Here is a 15,212-nt window from a genome sequence, read left to right on the forward strand (position 1 = left end):
CCCGGCCGGGCCACGGTCTTCGAGTAGAAATCCGACACCGTTTCAGGGCCTGGCAGTGGTCACCGACCAGGAAGGCTCACACGACCAGCATCCCCTCCAGGACACCGATCCACCCCCATTAGGGTCTGGTGAGACGACTCGCCAGCCCCTTCGTGGCTCGCTTCGCTCGCTCCTCAGTACCCGCGGCCTGGCGGCTGTCGTGGAACACGACAGACCCCCGCTCCCTGAGGAGCGAGCTTGCGAGCGTCACGAAGGGTCCTGGTGAGATGCGTGGCAGACCCTTCGTGACGCACCCTCCGCAAGCTCCGGGCGCTCCTCAGGGAGCAGGGTCGAACACGCACGCTCGCACCTCAGGGAGCAGGAGTACCAGGCACTCCGACGCCGGCGGACCGAAGTGAGGTGCGCAGGCTTACTACAGAATCGGCGCCGGGGAGTAGCCTGCGGCGTCGGGGTACTGCCCGATGATCTTCTCCGCAGCCGCGATGACGTCGGCGACCTGCTGCTCGGCGGCACCCACGAAGGCGGTCTTGTCGGCCAGCAACTCCTCGAGCTGGGCGCGGTCGAGCGGGATGCGGTCGTCGGCGGCCAGCCGGTCGAGGAGATCGGGTTCGCGTCCCTCCTCGCGCATGGCGAGCGCCACCGCGACCGCGTTCTCCTTGATCGCCTCGTGTGCGGTCTCCCGGCCGACGCCGGCGCGCACCGCGGCCATCAGGACCTTGGTGGTCGCCAGGAACGGGAGATAGCGGTCGAGTTCGTTGGCGATCACCGCCGGGTATGCGCCGAACTCGGCGAGAACGGTCAGGAAGGTCTCCATCAGGCCGTCGATCGCGAAGAAGGCATCGGGCAGAGCCACCCGACGGACGACCGAGCAGAAGACGTCACCCTCGTTCCACTGCGCCCCGGCCAGTTCCGCGGCCATCGAGCCGTATCCCCGAAGCACGACGGCGAGTCCGTTGACGCGCTCACAGCTGCGGGTGTTCATCTTGTGCGGCATCGCCGAGCTGCCGACCTGGCCGGGCTGGAAGCCCTCGGTCACCAGCTCGTGGCCGGCCATCAGCCGGATGGTGTGGGCCAGCGACGAGGGCGCCGCGGCCACCTGCACGAGGGCGGACACCACGTCGTGGTCGAGTGAACGGGGGTAGATCTGGCCGACCGAGGTGAACGAGCGCGCGAACCCGAGGTGATCGGCGACGCGGTTCTCGAGGTCGGCGAGCTTGACCGCATCCCCGCCGAGGAGGTCGAGCATGTCCTGCGAGGTGCCCATCGGCCCCTTGATACCGCGCAGCGGATAACGGTCGATGAGCTCGCGCAGGCGGGTGAGCGCGATCATGAGTTCGTCGGCGGCCGAGGCGAATCGCTTGCCGAGAGTGGTGGCCTGGGCGGCGACGTTGTGGCTGCGTCCGGCCATGACCGTCGACGAATAGTCGGCGGCGAGGGCGACGATGCGGGCGAGCACCGCGACCCCGTGCGCATGGACGTGTTCGAGCGATCGTAGGATCTGCAGCTGCTCGACGTTCTCGGTGAGGTCCCGGCTCGTCATGCCCTTGTGGATCTGCTCGTGACCGGCGAGGGCGTTGAACTCCTCGATCCGGGCCTTCACATCGTGGCGGGTGACCCGTTCACGTTCGGCGATCGAGGCAAGGTCGACCTGGTCGACGACGCGCTCGTAGTCGGCGATGGCGTCGGACGGTACGTCGATGCCGAGGTCACGTTGGGCTTTGAGGACCGCGATCCACAGCCGCCGTTCGAGTTCGATCTTGGTGCTCGCCGACCACAGCTCGGCGAGATCGGCGGAGGCATAGCGACTGGCCAGGACGTTGGCGATGACGGGCTTCGACACCCGCCCAGTGTAGGTCGCGACCGAGGTCAGACCGAAACCCTGCTCGGGCCGCCTGCGGTGAGACGTCGGTCGGCGTCAGAAGGCCACGCACGATCCGTTCGACCCGTAGCCCTGGCGAACGCGGACGAACGTCGGCTGGGAGACCTTCCCGTTCTGCACCGCGTACAGGTATTTGTCACCGATGCGCTGCGGGACCCAGGTGGTGGAGGCGAGCGCACCCTGGGGCAGGTCGCGTCCCACGAAGCGCGGCGGCAAGCCCGCCTTGACCTCGAAGAACTCCACCCAGCCCGAGGAGTTGACGGCCACGGTCAGCGGATACGTACAGCCGGTGCCGTAGACCGCCGAGGAGAGCGGGACCGATGCATCGACCCGGCCGGCCGGCGCCGCCTGTGCCGACGGCACCAGGAGCGCGGTCGTGCTCATCACCGCCGCGCCGAGCGCGACCCCGATCCTCACCATCCAGCGTCGTCCCGACACTCGATCCCCTTCCCCGTCGGTGACCTGACGCCCCATCGTGTCATCGTCGCCCCGATGGCGCGGCCTATTCGCGAGGTTCGTCGCGGTCACTCACGTGGGGCGAGGACGTCGACGACATCGAGCAGTGCGTCGCGCACCGCATCGACGGGCCGGACCGCGGTCTGGGCCAGCGCGCCGACGATGGCACCGTCCTCGATGCCGATCAGTTGCGCGATGTGCACCGGGTCGGCGACGCGGTGAGATTTGACCAGGACCTCGCAGTGATGAAACGCCAGCGACTGTCCGCGCGCGGCGACGACGTCGCGCAAAAGGGGGTGACGCGCCGCGAGCGCGATCATCTCGTACCGCGCGGACAGTTGCTGGAGTGTCGTGTCGGAGCCGACGAAGACGTCGGCGAGCGCGGCCGCCGTCGCCGTGCTCCCGCGATGCCGGCGCGGAAGAGCGTTGCAGCGGGCGGAGACTGCGGTCTCGTCGTGGGCGCACAGGTGGGCGGCGGCCTCGGCCATCAAGTCATCGAGGGAGCCGAAATAGTAGGTCGTCGACGCCAGCGGGAGTTGCGCCCGCTCGGCCACCGCGCGATGACGTACGGCGTCGAAGCCGCCTTCGAGCAACAGCTCGCCGGCAGCCTCGATCAATCGAGACCGCCGCCGCACACCCTTCGGTGTCGCCGCCGAGGTCATCATGGATGTTCATGCTGCCAAAGGGCCGGTACCGCCGTATCGCTTTCACCAAAGCGATGCACACACAGTCTGATTCCCGTATAAGTCCGCTGACCTCCGACAACGCGCGACCGGGGGCGTCAGTCGGACATCGGACACCGGGGTACGACGACCGGGCCCGCGGTTACCGTGAGCGCATGCAGTTCGACGGCCTCCACGCTGTCGCCGATTACGCGGCGCTCTACACCTGTCTGCGACAGGTCGCGTTCGCCGATCACCTCCGCGAACGGCTGGGCAGCTTCGAGGCGCGCTGCGACCCCGCCGAGCGGGCCGTCGTCTTCACCGCCACCGCCCCCACCGGTCAAGACGGGCACCACGACTCGGTCCGGTCGCGCGCCACCCTGATCGCGGTGATCGAGGCGGACGCGATCGTGTGGGGGTGGGCCCATCCACGCGGCGAACCGTCCGGCCCCGCCTCGGCGCTGCGGGACGTGGGCGCCCGATTCGGCGTCGACGACTTCGCGACGCCTCGGGTACCGTTGCCGCCCAACCTGTCTCGCGACGAGGTCATCGACTGCCGGGCGCAGGCGATCGACATCGTCGCCGCCGCCGCGGTCGAGAGCACCGGGATCAGTCCCTACTGGACGGGACGGCTCGACGACGGGGAACTCGCCGTGTACCTCCTCGACGACGTCGCACTCCCCGAGCCGAGCTTCGCCGACTTCGCCACGACGATGCCGACCGTGATGAGATCTCTTGCGGTCAACGATCATCGGGTGGCGATCCACGGGATGGCCGCGCGGCGCGGATGGCACATCAGCTGGCGGGCAGGCACCGACGGCGGCCGATCGCCGATCTGCGACGTCACCGACGGCGAGTCGGTGGCGCACGTGGAGTTCGACCGGCGCGCGCGGCCGATCGACTTCAGCTGCGAGCTCGTCGGGCAGCACTGAGCCGCGCATCCCACACCGGGCCCGCATCACCGGCGACCCATGCGACCATCGGGGACATGTCCACCGACAGTCGCGACGACACCCATCTCCGACGCGCGATCGAGCTGGCCGCCGAGGCCCGCGCGCGCGGCGATCACCCGTTCGGTTCGCTCCTGGTCGCGCCGGACGGCAGCGTGGTGGCCGAGGGCATGAACACCGTCGACACCGCAGGTGACCCGACCGGGCACGCCGAGACCAACGTCGTACGCGCGGTCGGGCACCTCGACCTCGTCACCCGCGGCGGGCTGACGCTCTACACCAGCACCGAACCGTGCGCGATGTGTGCCGGAGCGATCTACTGGGCCGGGATCGGTACGGTCGTCTACGCACTCGGTGAGGACGAACTGCGGGAGATGACCGGCGACGACCCGGCGAATCCGACACTGGCGATGCCGTGCCGCCGGATCTTCGAGGCGGGCAGCCGGCCGATCGTCGTCCGCGGCCCGTTCGCTCTCGACGCCGCACGGGAGGTGCACGCCGGTTTCTGGCAGCACAGCTGAGAGGAGATTCCTCACATCGATGCGCGTCGGTCGACGATCCGTTGCGGCGAGCCGGGGGTCGGCTACTACCCTGTTGACTCGATGACCCGAGTGACACCACCGACCAGCGATACCGACGAGCGCAGCAGGCCCGACGACAACGGCCGCTCGCCCGTCGGCCGTCGTGCTGTCCTGGCCGCCGGACTCGGCGCCGCTGCGCTCGGCGTCGCCGCATGCTCGGGTTCGACCCCGCCGACGTCCGTACAGCCGCGCAAGCTGGAGGGCCGGGCCGACGACGAACTGCCGGTCGAGGCGTCCCCACCCCCGGTCACCGGGGGCCCGCCGCTGGTCACCGGCAGCTTCCGGTCTGCGCGGATGGGTGGGCGCGACACCAGGTGGGCCGTCGCCCGCCCCAACGGCGTGACCGGCACCCTGCCCGTCGTCGTCGTACTGCACGCGCTGAACACCAACGAGAAATCGATCTTCGGGCCGAAGCTCGAGATGCAGACCGTGATGCAGCAGTACGTCGACGCAGGCAATGCGCCGTTCGCTCTGGCGGCCGCCGACATCGGGCGCAATTACTACCACCGGCGCACCGACGGCACCGATGGCGGCGCGATGGTCCTCGACGAGTTCCTGCCAATGCTGGCGAGCGACCCGAAACTCAACCTGTCCACCGAGCGGATCGGACTCTTCGGCTGGTCGATGGGCGGCTACGGTGCGCTGCGTCTGGCCGCGATGCTGGGCGCACCGCGCGTCGCCGCCGTGGCCGTCAGCTCGCCCGCGATGTGGGCCGACCCGCGCAACTTCCCGCCGCGCGCCTTCGACGGCATCGCCGACTACCAGGCCAACTCGCTGTTCGGCGCGCAGCCGAAGTTCGCGAAGATCCCGCTGCTGATCAACATCGGCTCGAGCGACCAGTTCTACACCTACACGCGCCAGTGGGCCGCCGGACTCCGGCCGCCGGCCGCGTTCGGGACCGCGGCCGGCGGACACACCAACCGTTACTGGCGCAGTGTCCTTCCCGAGCAGGTCGAGTTCCTCGGACGGAACCTGGCGGTCTGACTCGGGATTCGCTCACGTGTTCCGTTCGCGCTCAACCGATTCGGGGTGATCGGGAACGGACGATGCGAGCGGAACTCAGATGCTGATCCGGCCCTCGAGGGCGTTGCGGCCGATGTCGCTGCGGAAGTGCGAACCGGGGAGCTTGATGCCCGCGATCCGCGCGTAGGCCTGGTCGCGGGCTTCGGCGAGGTCGGCGCCGGTGCCCACCACCGCGAGCACCCGCCCACCGGAGGAGACGACGGCGCCGTCGGCGTTGCGCGCGGTGCCGGCGTGCAGCACCCCGTCGGTGTCGGCGCCGGTGATGACGTCGCCGGTGCGCGGCTTGCCGGGGTAGTTCTCGGCCGCGACAACCACCGTGACCGCGGCACCGTCACGCCACTGCAGCGGCGGCAGATCGGCGAGCGTCCCGGTTGCGGTCGCGTGCAGCGCCTGTCCGAGCGGAGAGTCGAGCAGGGCCAGCACCGCCTGGGTCTCCGGATCACCGAAGCGACAGTTGAATTCGACGACGGCAGGTCCGTCCGATCCGATCGCCAGGCCGGCGTACAGCAGACCGGAGAACGGGATACCGCGCCGAACCATCTCGGCAGCAACGGGCTTCACGACCTCGTCGACGATGCGCGCGGTCATCTCCGCGGGCAGCCAGGGCAGCGGCGTGTAGGCACCCATGCCGCCGGTGTTGGGGCCGGCGTCGTCGTCGCCGACGCGCTTGTGGTCCTGCGCGGGCAGCAACGGCACCACGGTCTCGCCGTCGACGAGACAGAACAGCGACACCTCCGGCCCGTCGAGGAAGCTCTCCAGCAGCACCGGGTGCCCGCTCTCGAGGCACTCGGCGGCGTGGTCGCGGGCGATGTCACGGTCTGTGGTGACGACGACGCCCTTGCCCGCGGCGAGACCGTCGTCCTTGACCACCCAGGTCGGGCCGAAGCGGTCGAGTGCGGCGTCGAGCCGGGCGGGATTGTCGACGATCTCGGCGTGGGCGGTCGTGACCCCCGCGGCCTTCATGACGTCCTTCGCGAACGCCTTCGACCCCTCGATCTGGGCAGCCTCGGCACTCGGGCCGAACGTCGCGATCCCGGCCGCGCGCAGCGCGTCGGCGACTCCGAGGACCAGGGGCACCTCGGGACCGATGACCACGAGGTCGGCACCGACCTCGCGTGCCAGCTCCACGACCGCGTCGCCGGAGACGGCGTCGACGGGATGGTTCGTGGCGATCGACGAGGTGCCGGCGTTCCCCGGGGCGACGTGCAGGTCGGTGACCGCCGGATCGTTCGCCAGACCGATGAGAAGGGCATGTTCGCGGCCGCCCGAGCCGATCACGAGTACGCGCACGTCCATGACTCTAAACGGTGTGGCGACGACGAACCGCAGTAGGCGTCGCGGTGGCAACACCTACTGCGGTCCGCTGGGCTGCGACAGTCAGCTCGTGGGCTGGGTGAGGTCGTACATGGTCACGCCGTCGACGGTGACGGCGACGAAGTTCTCCTGCACCCAGGTGCTGATCTGCGACGACGGTTGGGCCGAGTTCCCGCCCATCCCACCACCCATGCCGGGCCCCGTGCCCCCGCCGATGAAGTAGTGGATCTTCTTCGCGGCGACGAGCTCTCGGAATTCCGCCAGGGTCGGCGACGGGTCGCTGCCGTTGAACCCGCCGATCGGCATCACCGAGTGGCCGGTCTCCAGCTGGTATCCGGAGGCCGACATCGACCCCACGGCGGCGGCCACCCAGGTGTAGTCGTCGGCGTCGGCGCTGAGCGTGTCCACGATGGCCGTGGAGGGCGTCGAACCCCGCAGCAGCCCCCCGCCGCCGCCCCCGCGGCCGTCGGTGCCGTTCGCGCCCGGACCGCCCATTCCGGTCGGTCCCTGGCCACCGGGGCCACCCATGCCCTGCGGGGGCGTGCCGGGCATGCCCCGACCGCCGGGTCCACCCGGGCCTCCGCGTCCACCGGGACCGCCCGGTCCACCTCCACCGGGGCCGAACTCGCCCTCGACACGGGGACCCGCGGAGATGATGGATCCGCTCTTCTCGGTCGCGATGGTGTCGACGGTATAGGCGACCGGACCGGCCAGACCGGCCATGATCGCCCCGACGAGGGCTGCCGCCGCGATGGCCCGACGCTGGGCGAAGATCATGGTCACCGCCGCGGCGAGGCCGACGACGAGCACCGCGAACCGGAGCCACGGCACGAAGTCGGGTGTGCGATCGAGCAGGACATAGCCCCAGACCGCGGCGACCGCGACGGAGATCCCCAGTGCGATCCGCACCCACAACCGGTCCCGGTGCGACCAGCAGACCGCCGCGCCGCCGGCGACGACCGCGGCGACGGCGGGAGCCAGTGCCGCGGTGTAGTACTGGTGGAAGATCCCGGCCATGAAGCTGAAGACACCCATCGTGACCAGCAGCCAGAGCGCCCAGACGACCAGATATGCACGACGCGGGTCGGTGCGCCGGGCCTTTCCGATGAGGACGAGCGCCACCGCGGCGAGGATCAGTCCCGTCGGGATCAGCCAGGCGATCTGACCGCCCTGCGCGGGTTCGAACATCCGGAGTAAGCCGGTCTCCCCCCACATACCGCCGCCACCGCCGGGACCACCCGGTCCACCGCCCATGCCCTCCATGGCGTTCCCACCACCACCGGGGACGACGGCACCGGTCTCGTTGCCGTTGAGCCGGCCGAGGCCGTTGTAACCGAGGGTCAGTTCGAGGATCGAGTTGTTCTGCGAGCCACCGATGTACGGCCGCGACGACGCGGGCCACAGCTCGACCGCCAGAATCCACCAGCCCGCGCTGACGAGCATCGCGCCCAGCGCGGCGAACAGCTGCCCGACCCGGCGCAACCAGCCGCGTGGACCGAAGGCGAGGTAGGTGACCGCAAGCGGCGGCACGATCAGCATGACCTGGAGCTGCTTGGTGAGGAAACCGAACCCGACGAAGATCCCGGTGAGGATCAGCCATCGCCATCGGCCGTCCTCGAGCCCCTTCATCATCGACCAGACGGCCGCGATCATCAGCAGGATGAGCAGCGCTTCGGGGTTGTCGAAGCGGAACATCATCGCCGCAACCGGTGTCACCGCGAGGATCACCCCGGCGAGGATGCCGGCCCAGTGGCCCAGGTACTTCCGGGTGATCAGGTAGAGCAGCGCCACCGAGGCGACGCCCATCAGCACCTCGGGCACCAGGATCGACCACGAGTTGACCCCGAAGATCCGGGCGCTGAGGCCCGGAATCCAGAGTGAGGCAGGCGGTTTGTCGACGGTGATGGAGTTCGCCATGTCCGACGACCCGAAGAACCACGCCTTCCACGACTGGGAGCCGGCCTGGATGGCCGCCGAGTAGAAGGAGTTGGCCCACCCGTTGATCGACAGGTTCCACAGGTACGCGACCGTGGTGCCGACCAGCAGCAGTGTCAGCGAGATGCGTTCCCAGCGCGGGTTCGGCGACACCGGACGCCGCATGCCCGAGGGATTGTCGGATGCAACAGGATCCGTCGGCGGAACGAGGGTGGTGCTCATGCGGCGACCTCCGTGTGATGAGCGGATGCCTTGCGGAACACCCAGCGGAGACCGATGAACCGGGTGAGGGTGGCCACCAGGTTCGCGGTCACCAGGATCATCAGTTCGATGTGTTTGGTCGCGTCGGGCGCCGCGGTGTGGAGCACCAGCAGCGCCCCCGAGGTCACCAGCCAGCCGAACAGGAAGACGCCCAGCCCGAAGAGCTGATGGCGCAAGGCGTTGTCGCGTCCGCGGATGCCGAAGCTGAACCGCCGATTGGCGGCGGTGTTGAGCACGGCGGTGATCGCGAGGGCGACCACGTTCGAGATCTGGGCGCCGAGGAACGAGTGGAGCGCCAGGAACAGCATCGCGTAGGCGAGCGTGGAGGCCACGCCCACCACGCAGAAACGTGCCAGCTGGCCGACCATCCCCTTCGGCACCCCGTCGAGCTGCGGTCCGGGGGCTCGGTCCCGGCCGATGGACGCACGCAGCTGCGCGATCGGCAACCGACCCATCGCCAGCGCGAGACCCACGCGCGCACAGCCTTTCAGGTCGGCGATCGCGGTCGGCACGATGTCGACGGTGCTGTCGGGGTCGTCGACCCAGTCCACCGGCACCTCCGCGATACGCAGACCGATCTGTTCGGCGAGGACCAGGAGCTCGGTGTCGAAGAACCAGCCGGTGTCGGCGACGAACGGCAGCAGTTCGCGCGCGATGTCGGTGCGCATGGCCTTGAACCCGCACTGCGCGTCGGAGAACCTGGCGCCCATCGCGGTCCGCAGCATCAGGTTGTACGAGCGGGAGATGAACTCGCGCTTGGGCCCTCGGACGACGCGTGCGGACCGGCTGAGGCGCGTACCGATCGCGATGTCGGAATGCCGCGAGACGAGCGGGGCGATGAGCGGCATGAGTGCGTTGAGATCGGTCGACAGGTCGACGTCGCAGTAGGCGACGATCTCGGCGTCACTGTGCTGCCACACCGCGCTCAGCGCACGGCCGCGTCCCTTCTGCTCCAGGTGGACGACCCGCACGCCGTCGAGCTCGCCCGCCAGTGCGACGGCGATGGCGAGGGTGTCGTCGGTGCTGGCGTTGTCGGCGACGGTGATGCGCGAGGCGTACGGCACGTGGAGACGCAGGTGGTCGGCGAGGCGACGCACGGACGACGCGATGTCGGCCTGTTCGTTGTAGACGGGGACCACGATGTCGAGTACCGGATTCGGCGTGGAACTGTCGGTCAGTGTGTATGTCTGCGCCGTGGCGCCCGGCGGTGCTTCTGGGATCATGTGGATCACTGTCGGATCCCAGCCTCGGGTCACTCTGCGTACGACCTGCCAGGTTCCTGTGAACGCATACCCGGTGTGACCGGGGCGTGTGGATGGAGAACGCCGGCCTGTCCGGGGGCGCCACTACATTGGGGCGCATGGCCGCAACCCTCGCCCCGGACCAGCTGACCGCCGCCAACCGCGTCATCACCAGCCTGGCCGGTGAGGGCGCCTCGCTGCGTGACGACCAGCTCCGGGCCGTGACCGCGCTGGCCGGGCGCCCCGCCGATCCCACCGAACGCGGCGCGCGCGTGCTGGTGGTCCAGGCGACGGGGTGGGGCAAATCGGCGGTGTACTGGTCGGCGACCGCGATCATCCGGGCGGGCGGCGGTGGGCCGACCCTCATCGTGTCGCCGCTGCTGTCCCTCATGCGCGACCAGGTCGCGGCCGCCGCCCGCGGTGGGTTGTCGGCGGCGACGCTCAACTCGTCCAACGTCGACGAGTGGTCGACGATCGAGGCACAGTTGCGCGCGGGCGACCTCGACGTCCTGCTCGTGTCGCCGGAGCGGCTCGCCAACCCGGGATTCGGCCGCCGGGTCCTCGACGCCCTCGCCGGCAACCTGGGACTACTCGTCATCGACGAGGCGCACGCGGTCTCCGACTGGGGCCACGACTTCCGCCCCGACTACCGTCGGGTCGCCGATGTGTTGCGCACCGTCAACCCGACGACACCGGTCCTGGCCACCACCGCCACCGCCAACGCCCGTGTCACCGAGGACGTCGCCGCCCAGCTCGACGCCGGTACCGCGGGGGAGCCCACCCTCGTCCTCCGCGGGCCGCTGGCGCGAAAATCTCTGCATCTCAACGTTCTCGACGGCCTCTCCCCGGTCCAGCGGTACGGGTGGGTGGCGCAGTCGCTGCCCGCACTCCCGGGGTCGGGCATCGTGTATGTGCTGACCGTCGCCGACGCCGACCGCCTGGTCGAGGCCATCCGGGCGGTCCACCGCGACGCCGTCGCGGTGGCGGCCTACACCGGCCAGCTCGACGCCGACCGCCGCCACGAACTCGAAGACGCGTTGCTGCGCAACGAGGTCAAGGCGCTGGTCGCGACGTCGGCGCTCGGAATGGGTTACGACAAACCAGATCTCGGCTTCGTGGTACATGTCGGGTCACCACCGTCACCGGTCTCCTACTACCAGCAGGTCGGCCGTGCCGGACGCGCCCTCGACGATGCCGTCGTGATGCTCCTGGCGTCGCAGACCGACGACCGGATCTGGGACCACTTCGCCACCGCGACGATTCCCGACCCGGACAAGATGCGTGATCTGCTCGCCGCGCTGGAGTCCGCGGACGAGCCGCAGTCGGTGGTTCAGCTCGAGGCCGCGACCCGATTCCGCCGCACCCGGATCGAGTTGATGCTCAAGCAGCTGGCGGTGGACGGCGTGACCGACCGGACCCCCGACGGGTGGGTCGTCACCGGCAAGCCCTGGACCTACGACGCCGCGCACTACGACGGCATCCTCGCCGTGCGCCGGCGCGAGGCCGACATCATGCGCGCATACATCGCGGGGCGCACCTGCCTGATGCGGCTGCTGACCGAATCGCTCGACGACCCGCAGGCCGCGGACTGCGGGCGCTGCTCGGTCTGCCGGGGCGCCCTCAGCGACGGTCTCACCGACACCGTCGACGACGAGACCGTGCGCACCGTGACCTCCACGCTACGCCGCAAGGCCCAGACCCTGGACCCCCGCAAGATGTGGCCCGGTGGCGAATTCGGCCGTCGCGGACGGATTCCCGCGGACCTGCTGGCCGCGCCGGGACGCGTCCTGGCGCACGCCGACGCCCCCGAGTGGGTCGAGGTGCTCGCCGCGGCGCGCAACGGGAACGAGCGTGCGGTCGCCGAACTGGGCGACGCCGCGGTCGCCACGCTGGCCGCGTGGGTGCGCGACACCGGCGTCCGCGCCGACCTCATCGTGTCACTGCGCCTGACCGGCACCACGCTCGCCGAGACCCTGGCCGACCACCTGCGGACGGTCGGGAAACGCGAGGGCGGCAGCTTCCCCGTGCGGATGGGTGATCCACCCACCGACGCGACCGGCGCGGTCGAGGCCGCCTACTGGCGGGACCATCTCGGCGACCCGCCCGAGGTCGCGGGCCGCAACGTCATGCTCGTGGTCGACGCCAACAGTTCGGGCTGGCCGATCACCCTGGCCGCCGCCGCCCTTCGTGAGGCGGGCGCGACCGCGGTACTACCACTCCTCATCCACCGGACGGTGTGAGCGGGCCCCTGACCGAGAAAACCTTAAACCGCTGGTCCCTGAGGTGCGAGGAGCGTTAGCGACGAGCCACGAAGGGCGCGGCGAGGTACGTGGCCCAGCCCTTCGTGGCTCGCTTCGCTCGCACCTCAGGGGGCGAAGGGTCAGTCGGCGACGTACTCGCCGTAACCGAGCGACCGCAGACTCGCGCGGATCTTCTCCGCCGCGGCATCGAGGTCCTCGGGACTGACGTTCTTGTTCGCGTTGGCGAGGTCGAAGGTCTGCATCGACAGCGCCGGGAACACGTGGACGTGCACATGCGGGACCTCGAGACCGGCGATGAGCAAGCCCATCCGAGGCGCGTCGAAGGCGTCCTTCACCGCCCGACCCACGTTCTGCGCGACCGCGCTGAGATGGGCGAATGCGGCGGTGTCCATCTGCTCCCAGTGATCGACCTCGGCGCGCGGAACCACCAGCACGTGACCGGGCGTGACCGGCTCGATGGTGAGGAACGCGACCGCTTCGCCGTCCTTCCAGACGAATCGACCGGGGAGATCGCCGTTGATGATCATGCTGAAGACCGATGCCATGGGCCCGAGTCTAAACGGCGCTTGATGTCCCGGACGTCTCGCAGCCGGACTGTCTGCGGCCGACTGTCGGGGGTCCATGACATCCTTTTCGATGTGAGTGGGCCAGAATCATCCGGGACGGGACGCACCTCCCGAGCCGTCGTCGGATCCAGCGACGTCCTGGCCCGCGCCCAGCGGTTCCCACGCCTTCGGTACATGGGGTCGAAGTACCGCCTGCTCCCCCACCTCGAGCGCACCTTCGCCGAGATCGGCGGGTCCACCGCGGTCGATGCGTTCTCCGGTTCCGGGGTGGTGTCCTATCTCCTGAAGGCGCAGGGTTTCGAGGTCGTCAGCAACGACTTCCTCAACTTCCCGCACATCATCACCCGCGCGTCGGTGGCCAATTCGAGTGTCCGGCTCGAGCCCGAACTCATCGAGGCCATCTGCGGTCCCCCCGCCGACGACCGCGACTACATCTCACGGACCTTCGACGGCCTGTACTTCACCACCGAGGACCGGGCGTTCCTGGACTCGGCGTGGTCGCACGTCGATGCCCTGCGCGGCTACCGGCGCGACCTCGCGATCGCCGCCCTGGTCCTCTCGGCGGCGCGCAAACAGCCCCGAGGGGTGTTCACGTTCACCGACTCGACGCGGTACGCCGACGGTCGGCGTGACCTGACGATGTCCCTGCGCGACCACTTCCGTCTACGCGCAGCCGGGGACTACAACGCCACGGTGTTCAGCAACGCACGCAGCAGCCGGAGCGTCCAGGGCGACATCTTCGACCTCGAACTGCCGTGGTCCGCACCACCGGATCTGGTCTACCTCGATCCCCCGTACGCCCCACCGACCGACGACAACGACTACATCAAGCGCTACCACTTTCTCGAGGGCCTGTCGGCCTACTGGCGCGGCATGAGCATCATGGAGAACACCAAGACCAAGAAGCTGCCGAAGCGCTTCACCCCGTTCGCCTACAAGCGGACCATCGAGGACGCCCTGTTGCGCACCTTCGAGCATTTCGAGGACGCCGGCGCCATCGTGCTGTCGTACTCGTCGAATGCGTTGCCGGGCAAGGACCGCATCGTCGACCTGCTCGGGAAGGTCAAGCCGTCGGTGGAGGTCATCGCGATCGACCACAAGTACAGCTTCGGCACCCACGCGGCCGCGACGCGGCGCGACGTCAGCGAGTACCTGTTCATCGGCCGGGACTGACCGGCGACACGACACCGATGAGCACCGCGGGCGACTTCGACGACTACCTGGCCTCCCTGGGGCGGTTGACCTCTCACGTCGACCCGACCGCATCGACGCCGGAGGCCGAGCGGATAACCCAGGCCACCGCGCGCCTCGGCGAACTGCTCGACACGGACATCGCGGGCCTGGCGGCCTGGGTGCGCGACAACCCCACCGACGTGCCGGTCCTCGGACTCGCGGTCGGGCTGTCCCAGGAGAAGCTGAAGAACGCCCTGCGCGACCGCTTCGACACCAGCGGCTGGCACGCATTGGCGCGCGCACAACCGGTCGACCTGGTGACCTGGCTCGACACCGAGTTCGACCTCGTCCGCATGCTGCGCACCCAGCTGTCCCGCACGTTCACCTTCGCCGACATCCTCGTGGCCCGCGCCGGGACCCGCGCGACCGCCACCCGCGCGGGCGCCTCGGGTCGACGCATCGAGGACGAGATCGAGGACATCGCCCGCGACATCGGACTCGACTACGTCACCCGTTCACGATTCGCGGGACGCAACGGACGGACCGCACCCGCCGACCTGATCGTGGGCGATCCGTCATCTGCCGACATCGTCGTCGCGGCGAAGGGCTTCGACTCGACCGGTTCCAAACTGACCGACGCGGTCCGCGAGATCGAGGAGATGGCCGAGGTCCGGCTGCCGACCCAACTGGTTCTCGCCGTGATCGACGGAATCGGCTGGAAGTCACGGCAATCCGACCTTCGCCGCATCCATCAGCTGTGGGTCACGCGCCAGATCGACGGGATGTACACGCTCGTCGGACTCGACCGGTTCCGCGACGACGTCACCGAGTTCGCGAAGTTGCGTCGGTTGATCGGCTGAGGCGGCGGTGGCTTCGACACGCTCCTCGACCTCGACGCGCTCCTTCGTCG

13 protein-coding genes are annotated in these 15,212 nt (G+C 69.5%); 6 read left to right on the forward strand and 7 right to left on the reverse strand.

Annotation, left to right across the window (positions count from 1 at the left end; genetic code table 11):
* Window positions 1-412: 412 nt before the first annotated feature.
* The 3 genes from purB to MHN80_RS19750 all read right to left on the reverse strand — a co-directional run bounded on the left by purB (window position 413) and on the right by MHN80_RS19750 (window position 2,997).
* The gene (purB, locus tag MHN80_RS19740; RefSeq protein WP_239403228.1) at window positions 413-1,840 is read right to left on the reverse strand and encodes an adenylosuccinate lyase; all 1,428 of its coding nucleotides are present in this window, start codon (window positions 1,838-1,840) and stop codon (window positions 413-415) included.
* Between the two features lie 75 nt (window positions 1,841-1,915).
* Window positions 1,916-2,299: a hypothetical protein gene (locus MHN80_RS19745; RefSeq protein WP_239403237.1), complete on the reverse strand. Its 384-nt coding sequence runs from the start codon at window positions 2,297-2,299 to the stop codon at window positions 1,916-1,918.
* A 104-nt stretch (window positions 2,300-2,403) separates the two neighbouring features.
* Window positions 2,404-2,997 (reverse strand): TetR/AcrR family transcriptional regulator, encoded by a 594-nt coding sequence (locus MHN80_RS19750; protein WP_174316846.1) that lies wholly within the window; start codon window positions 2,995-2,997, stop codon window positions 2,404-2,406.
* Window positions 2,998-3,173: 176 nt separating this feature from the next.
* Between MHN80_RS19750 and MHN80_RS19755 the strand changes: the two genes are divergently transcribed.
* From MHN80_RS19755 to MHN80_RS19765, 3 genes are all read left to right on the forward strand, one after another.
* Window positions 3,174-3,929 carry a DUF6882 domain-containing protein gene (locus MHN80_RS19755; RefSeq protein WP_004020633.1) on the forward strand — a complete coding sequence of 252 codons (756 nt, stop codon included), beginning with the start codon at window positions 3,174-3,176 and terminating at the stop codon, window positions 3,927-3,929.
* 56 nt (window positions 3,930-3,985) lie between these two features.
* The gene (locus tag MHN80_RS19760) at window positions 3,986-4,468 is read left to right on the forward strand and encodes a nucleoside deaminase (protein ID WP_239403243.1); all 483 of its coding nucleotides are present in this window, start codon (window positions 3,986-3,988) and stop codon (window positions 4,466-4,468) included.
* 81 nt (window positions 4,469-4,549) lie between these two features.
* Window positions 4,550-5,512, forward strand: a complete 963-nt coding sequence (locus MHN80_RS19765; RefSeq protein ID WP_064569211.1) for an alpha/beta hydrolase family protein — start codon at window positions 4,550-4,552, stop codon at window positions 5,510-5,512.
* Window positions 5,513-5,587: 75 nt separating this feature from the next.
* Here the strand turns inward: MHN80_RS19765 and purD are convergent, their stop codons facing one another.
* The 3 genes from purD to MHN80_RS19780 all read right to left on the reverse strand — a co-directional run bounded on the left by purD (window position 5,588) and on the right by MHN80_RS19780 (window position 10,284).
* A complete protein-coding gene (gene purD, locus MHN80_RS19770) occupies window positions 5,588-6,841 on the reverse strand; it encodes a phosphoribosylamine--glycine ligase (protein ID WP_239403250.1) in 1,254 nt (417 codons plus the stop codon).
* A gap of 87 nt (window positions 6,842-6,928) precedes the next feature.
* A complete protein-coding gene (locus MHN80_RS19775; protein ID WP_239403259.1) occupies window positions 6,929-9,022 on the reverse strand; it encodes a glycosyltransferase family 39 protein in 2,094 nt (697 codons plus the stop codon).
* Window positions 9,019-10,284, reverse strand: coding sequence for a bifunctional glycosyltransferase family 2/GtrA family protein (locus tag MHN80_RS19780; RefSeq protein ID WP_239403272.1), 1,266 nt, complete (start codon window positions 10,282-10,284; stop codon window positions 9,019-9,021). The genes MHN80_RS19775 and MHN80_RS19780 overlap by 4 nt, the downstream gene beginning before the upstream one ends.
* A 137-nt stretch (window positions 10,285-10,421) precedes the next feature.
* On the opposite strand from MHN80_RS19780, the gene MHN80_RS19785 reads away from it, so the two are divergent.
* Window positions 10,422-12,542 (forward strand): ATP-dependent DNA helicase RecQ, encoded by a 2,121-nt coding sequence (locus MHN80_RS19785; protein WP_239403288.1) that lies wholly within the window; start codon window positions 10,422-10,424, stop codon window positions 12,540-12,542.
* Between the two features lie 140 nt (window positions 12,543-12,682).
* Here the strand turns inward: MHN80_RS19785 and MHN80_RS19790 are convergent, their stop codons facing one another.
* Window positions 12,683-13,108, reverse strand: coding sequence for an HIT family protein (locus MHN80_RS19790; protein ID WP_239403297.1), 426 nt, complete (start codon window positions 13,106-13,108; stop codon window positions 12,683-12,685).
* Between the two features lie 195 nt (window positions 13,109-13,303).
* On the opposite strand from MHN80_RS19790, the gene MHN80_RS19795 reads away from it, so the two are divergent.
* Window positions 13,304-14,302 (forward strand): DNA adenine methylase, encoded by a 999-nt coding sequence (locus MHN80_RS19795; protein WP_004020641.1) that lies wholly within the window; start codon window positions 13,304-13,306, stop codon window positions 14,300-14,302.
* 17 nt (window positions 14,303-14,319) lie between these two features.
* Entirely contained in the window at window positions 14,320-15,162 is an 843-nt protein-coding gene (locus MHN80_RS19800) for a hypothetical protein (RefSeq protein ID WP_239403309.1), read from the forward strand.
* Window positions 15,163-15,212: the final 50 nt, after the last annotated feature.

The organism is Gordonia sp. McavH-238-E (genome assembly GCF_022348225.1).
In the GTDB taxonomy this organism is placed as follows: domain Bacteria; phylum Actinomycetota; class Actinomycetes; order Mycobacteriales; family Mycobacteriaceae; genus Gordonia; species Gordonia terrae.

Coding starts and splice junctions, on each gene's coding strand:
- MHN80_RS19745 (WP_239403237.1), bottom strand. CDS start 2,299: ATGGTGAGGATCGGGGTCGCGCTCGGCGCGGCGGTGATGAGCACGACC.
- MHN80_RS19750 (WP_174316846.1), bottom strand. CDS start 2,997: ATGACCTCGGCGGCGACACCGAAGGGTGTGCGGCGGCGGTCTCGATTG.
- MHN80_RS19755 (WP_004020633.1), top strand. CDS start 3,174: ATGCAGTTCGACGGCCTCCACGCTGTCGCCGATTACGCGGCGCTCTAC.
- MHN80_RS19760 (WP_239403243.1), top strand. CDS start 3,986: ATGTCCACCGACAGTCGCGACGACACCCATCTCCGACGCGCGATCGAG.
- MHN80_RS19765 (WP_064569211.1), top strand. CDS start 4,550: ATGACCCGAGTGACACCACCGACCAGCGATACCGACGAGCGCAGCAGG.
- MHN80_RS19775 (WP_239403259.1), bottom strand. CDS start 9,022: ATGAGCACCACCCTCGTTCCGCCGACGGATCCTGTTGCATCCGACAAT.
- MHN80_RS19780 (WP_239403272.1), bottom strand. CDS start 10,284: ATGATCCCAGAAGCACCGCCGGGCGCCACGGCGCAGACATACACACTG.
- MHN80_RS19785 (WP_239403288.1), top strand. CDS start 10,422: ATGGCCGCAACCCTCGCCCCGGACCAGCTGACCGCCGCCAACCGCGTC.
- MHN80_RS19790 (WP_239403297.1), bottom strand. CDS start 13,108: ATGGCATCGGTCTTCAGCATGATCATCAACGGCGATCTCCCCGGTCGA.
- MHN80_RS19795 (WP_004020641.1), top strand. CDS start 13,304: ATGGGGTCGAAGTACCGCCTGCTCCCCCACCTCGAGCGCACCTTCGCC.
- MHN80_RS19800 (WP_239403309.1), top strand. CDS start 14,320: ATGAGCACCGCGGGCGACTTCGACGACTACCTGGCCTCCCTGGGGCGG.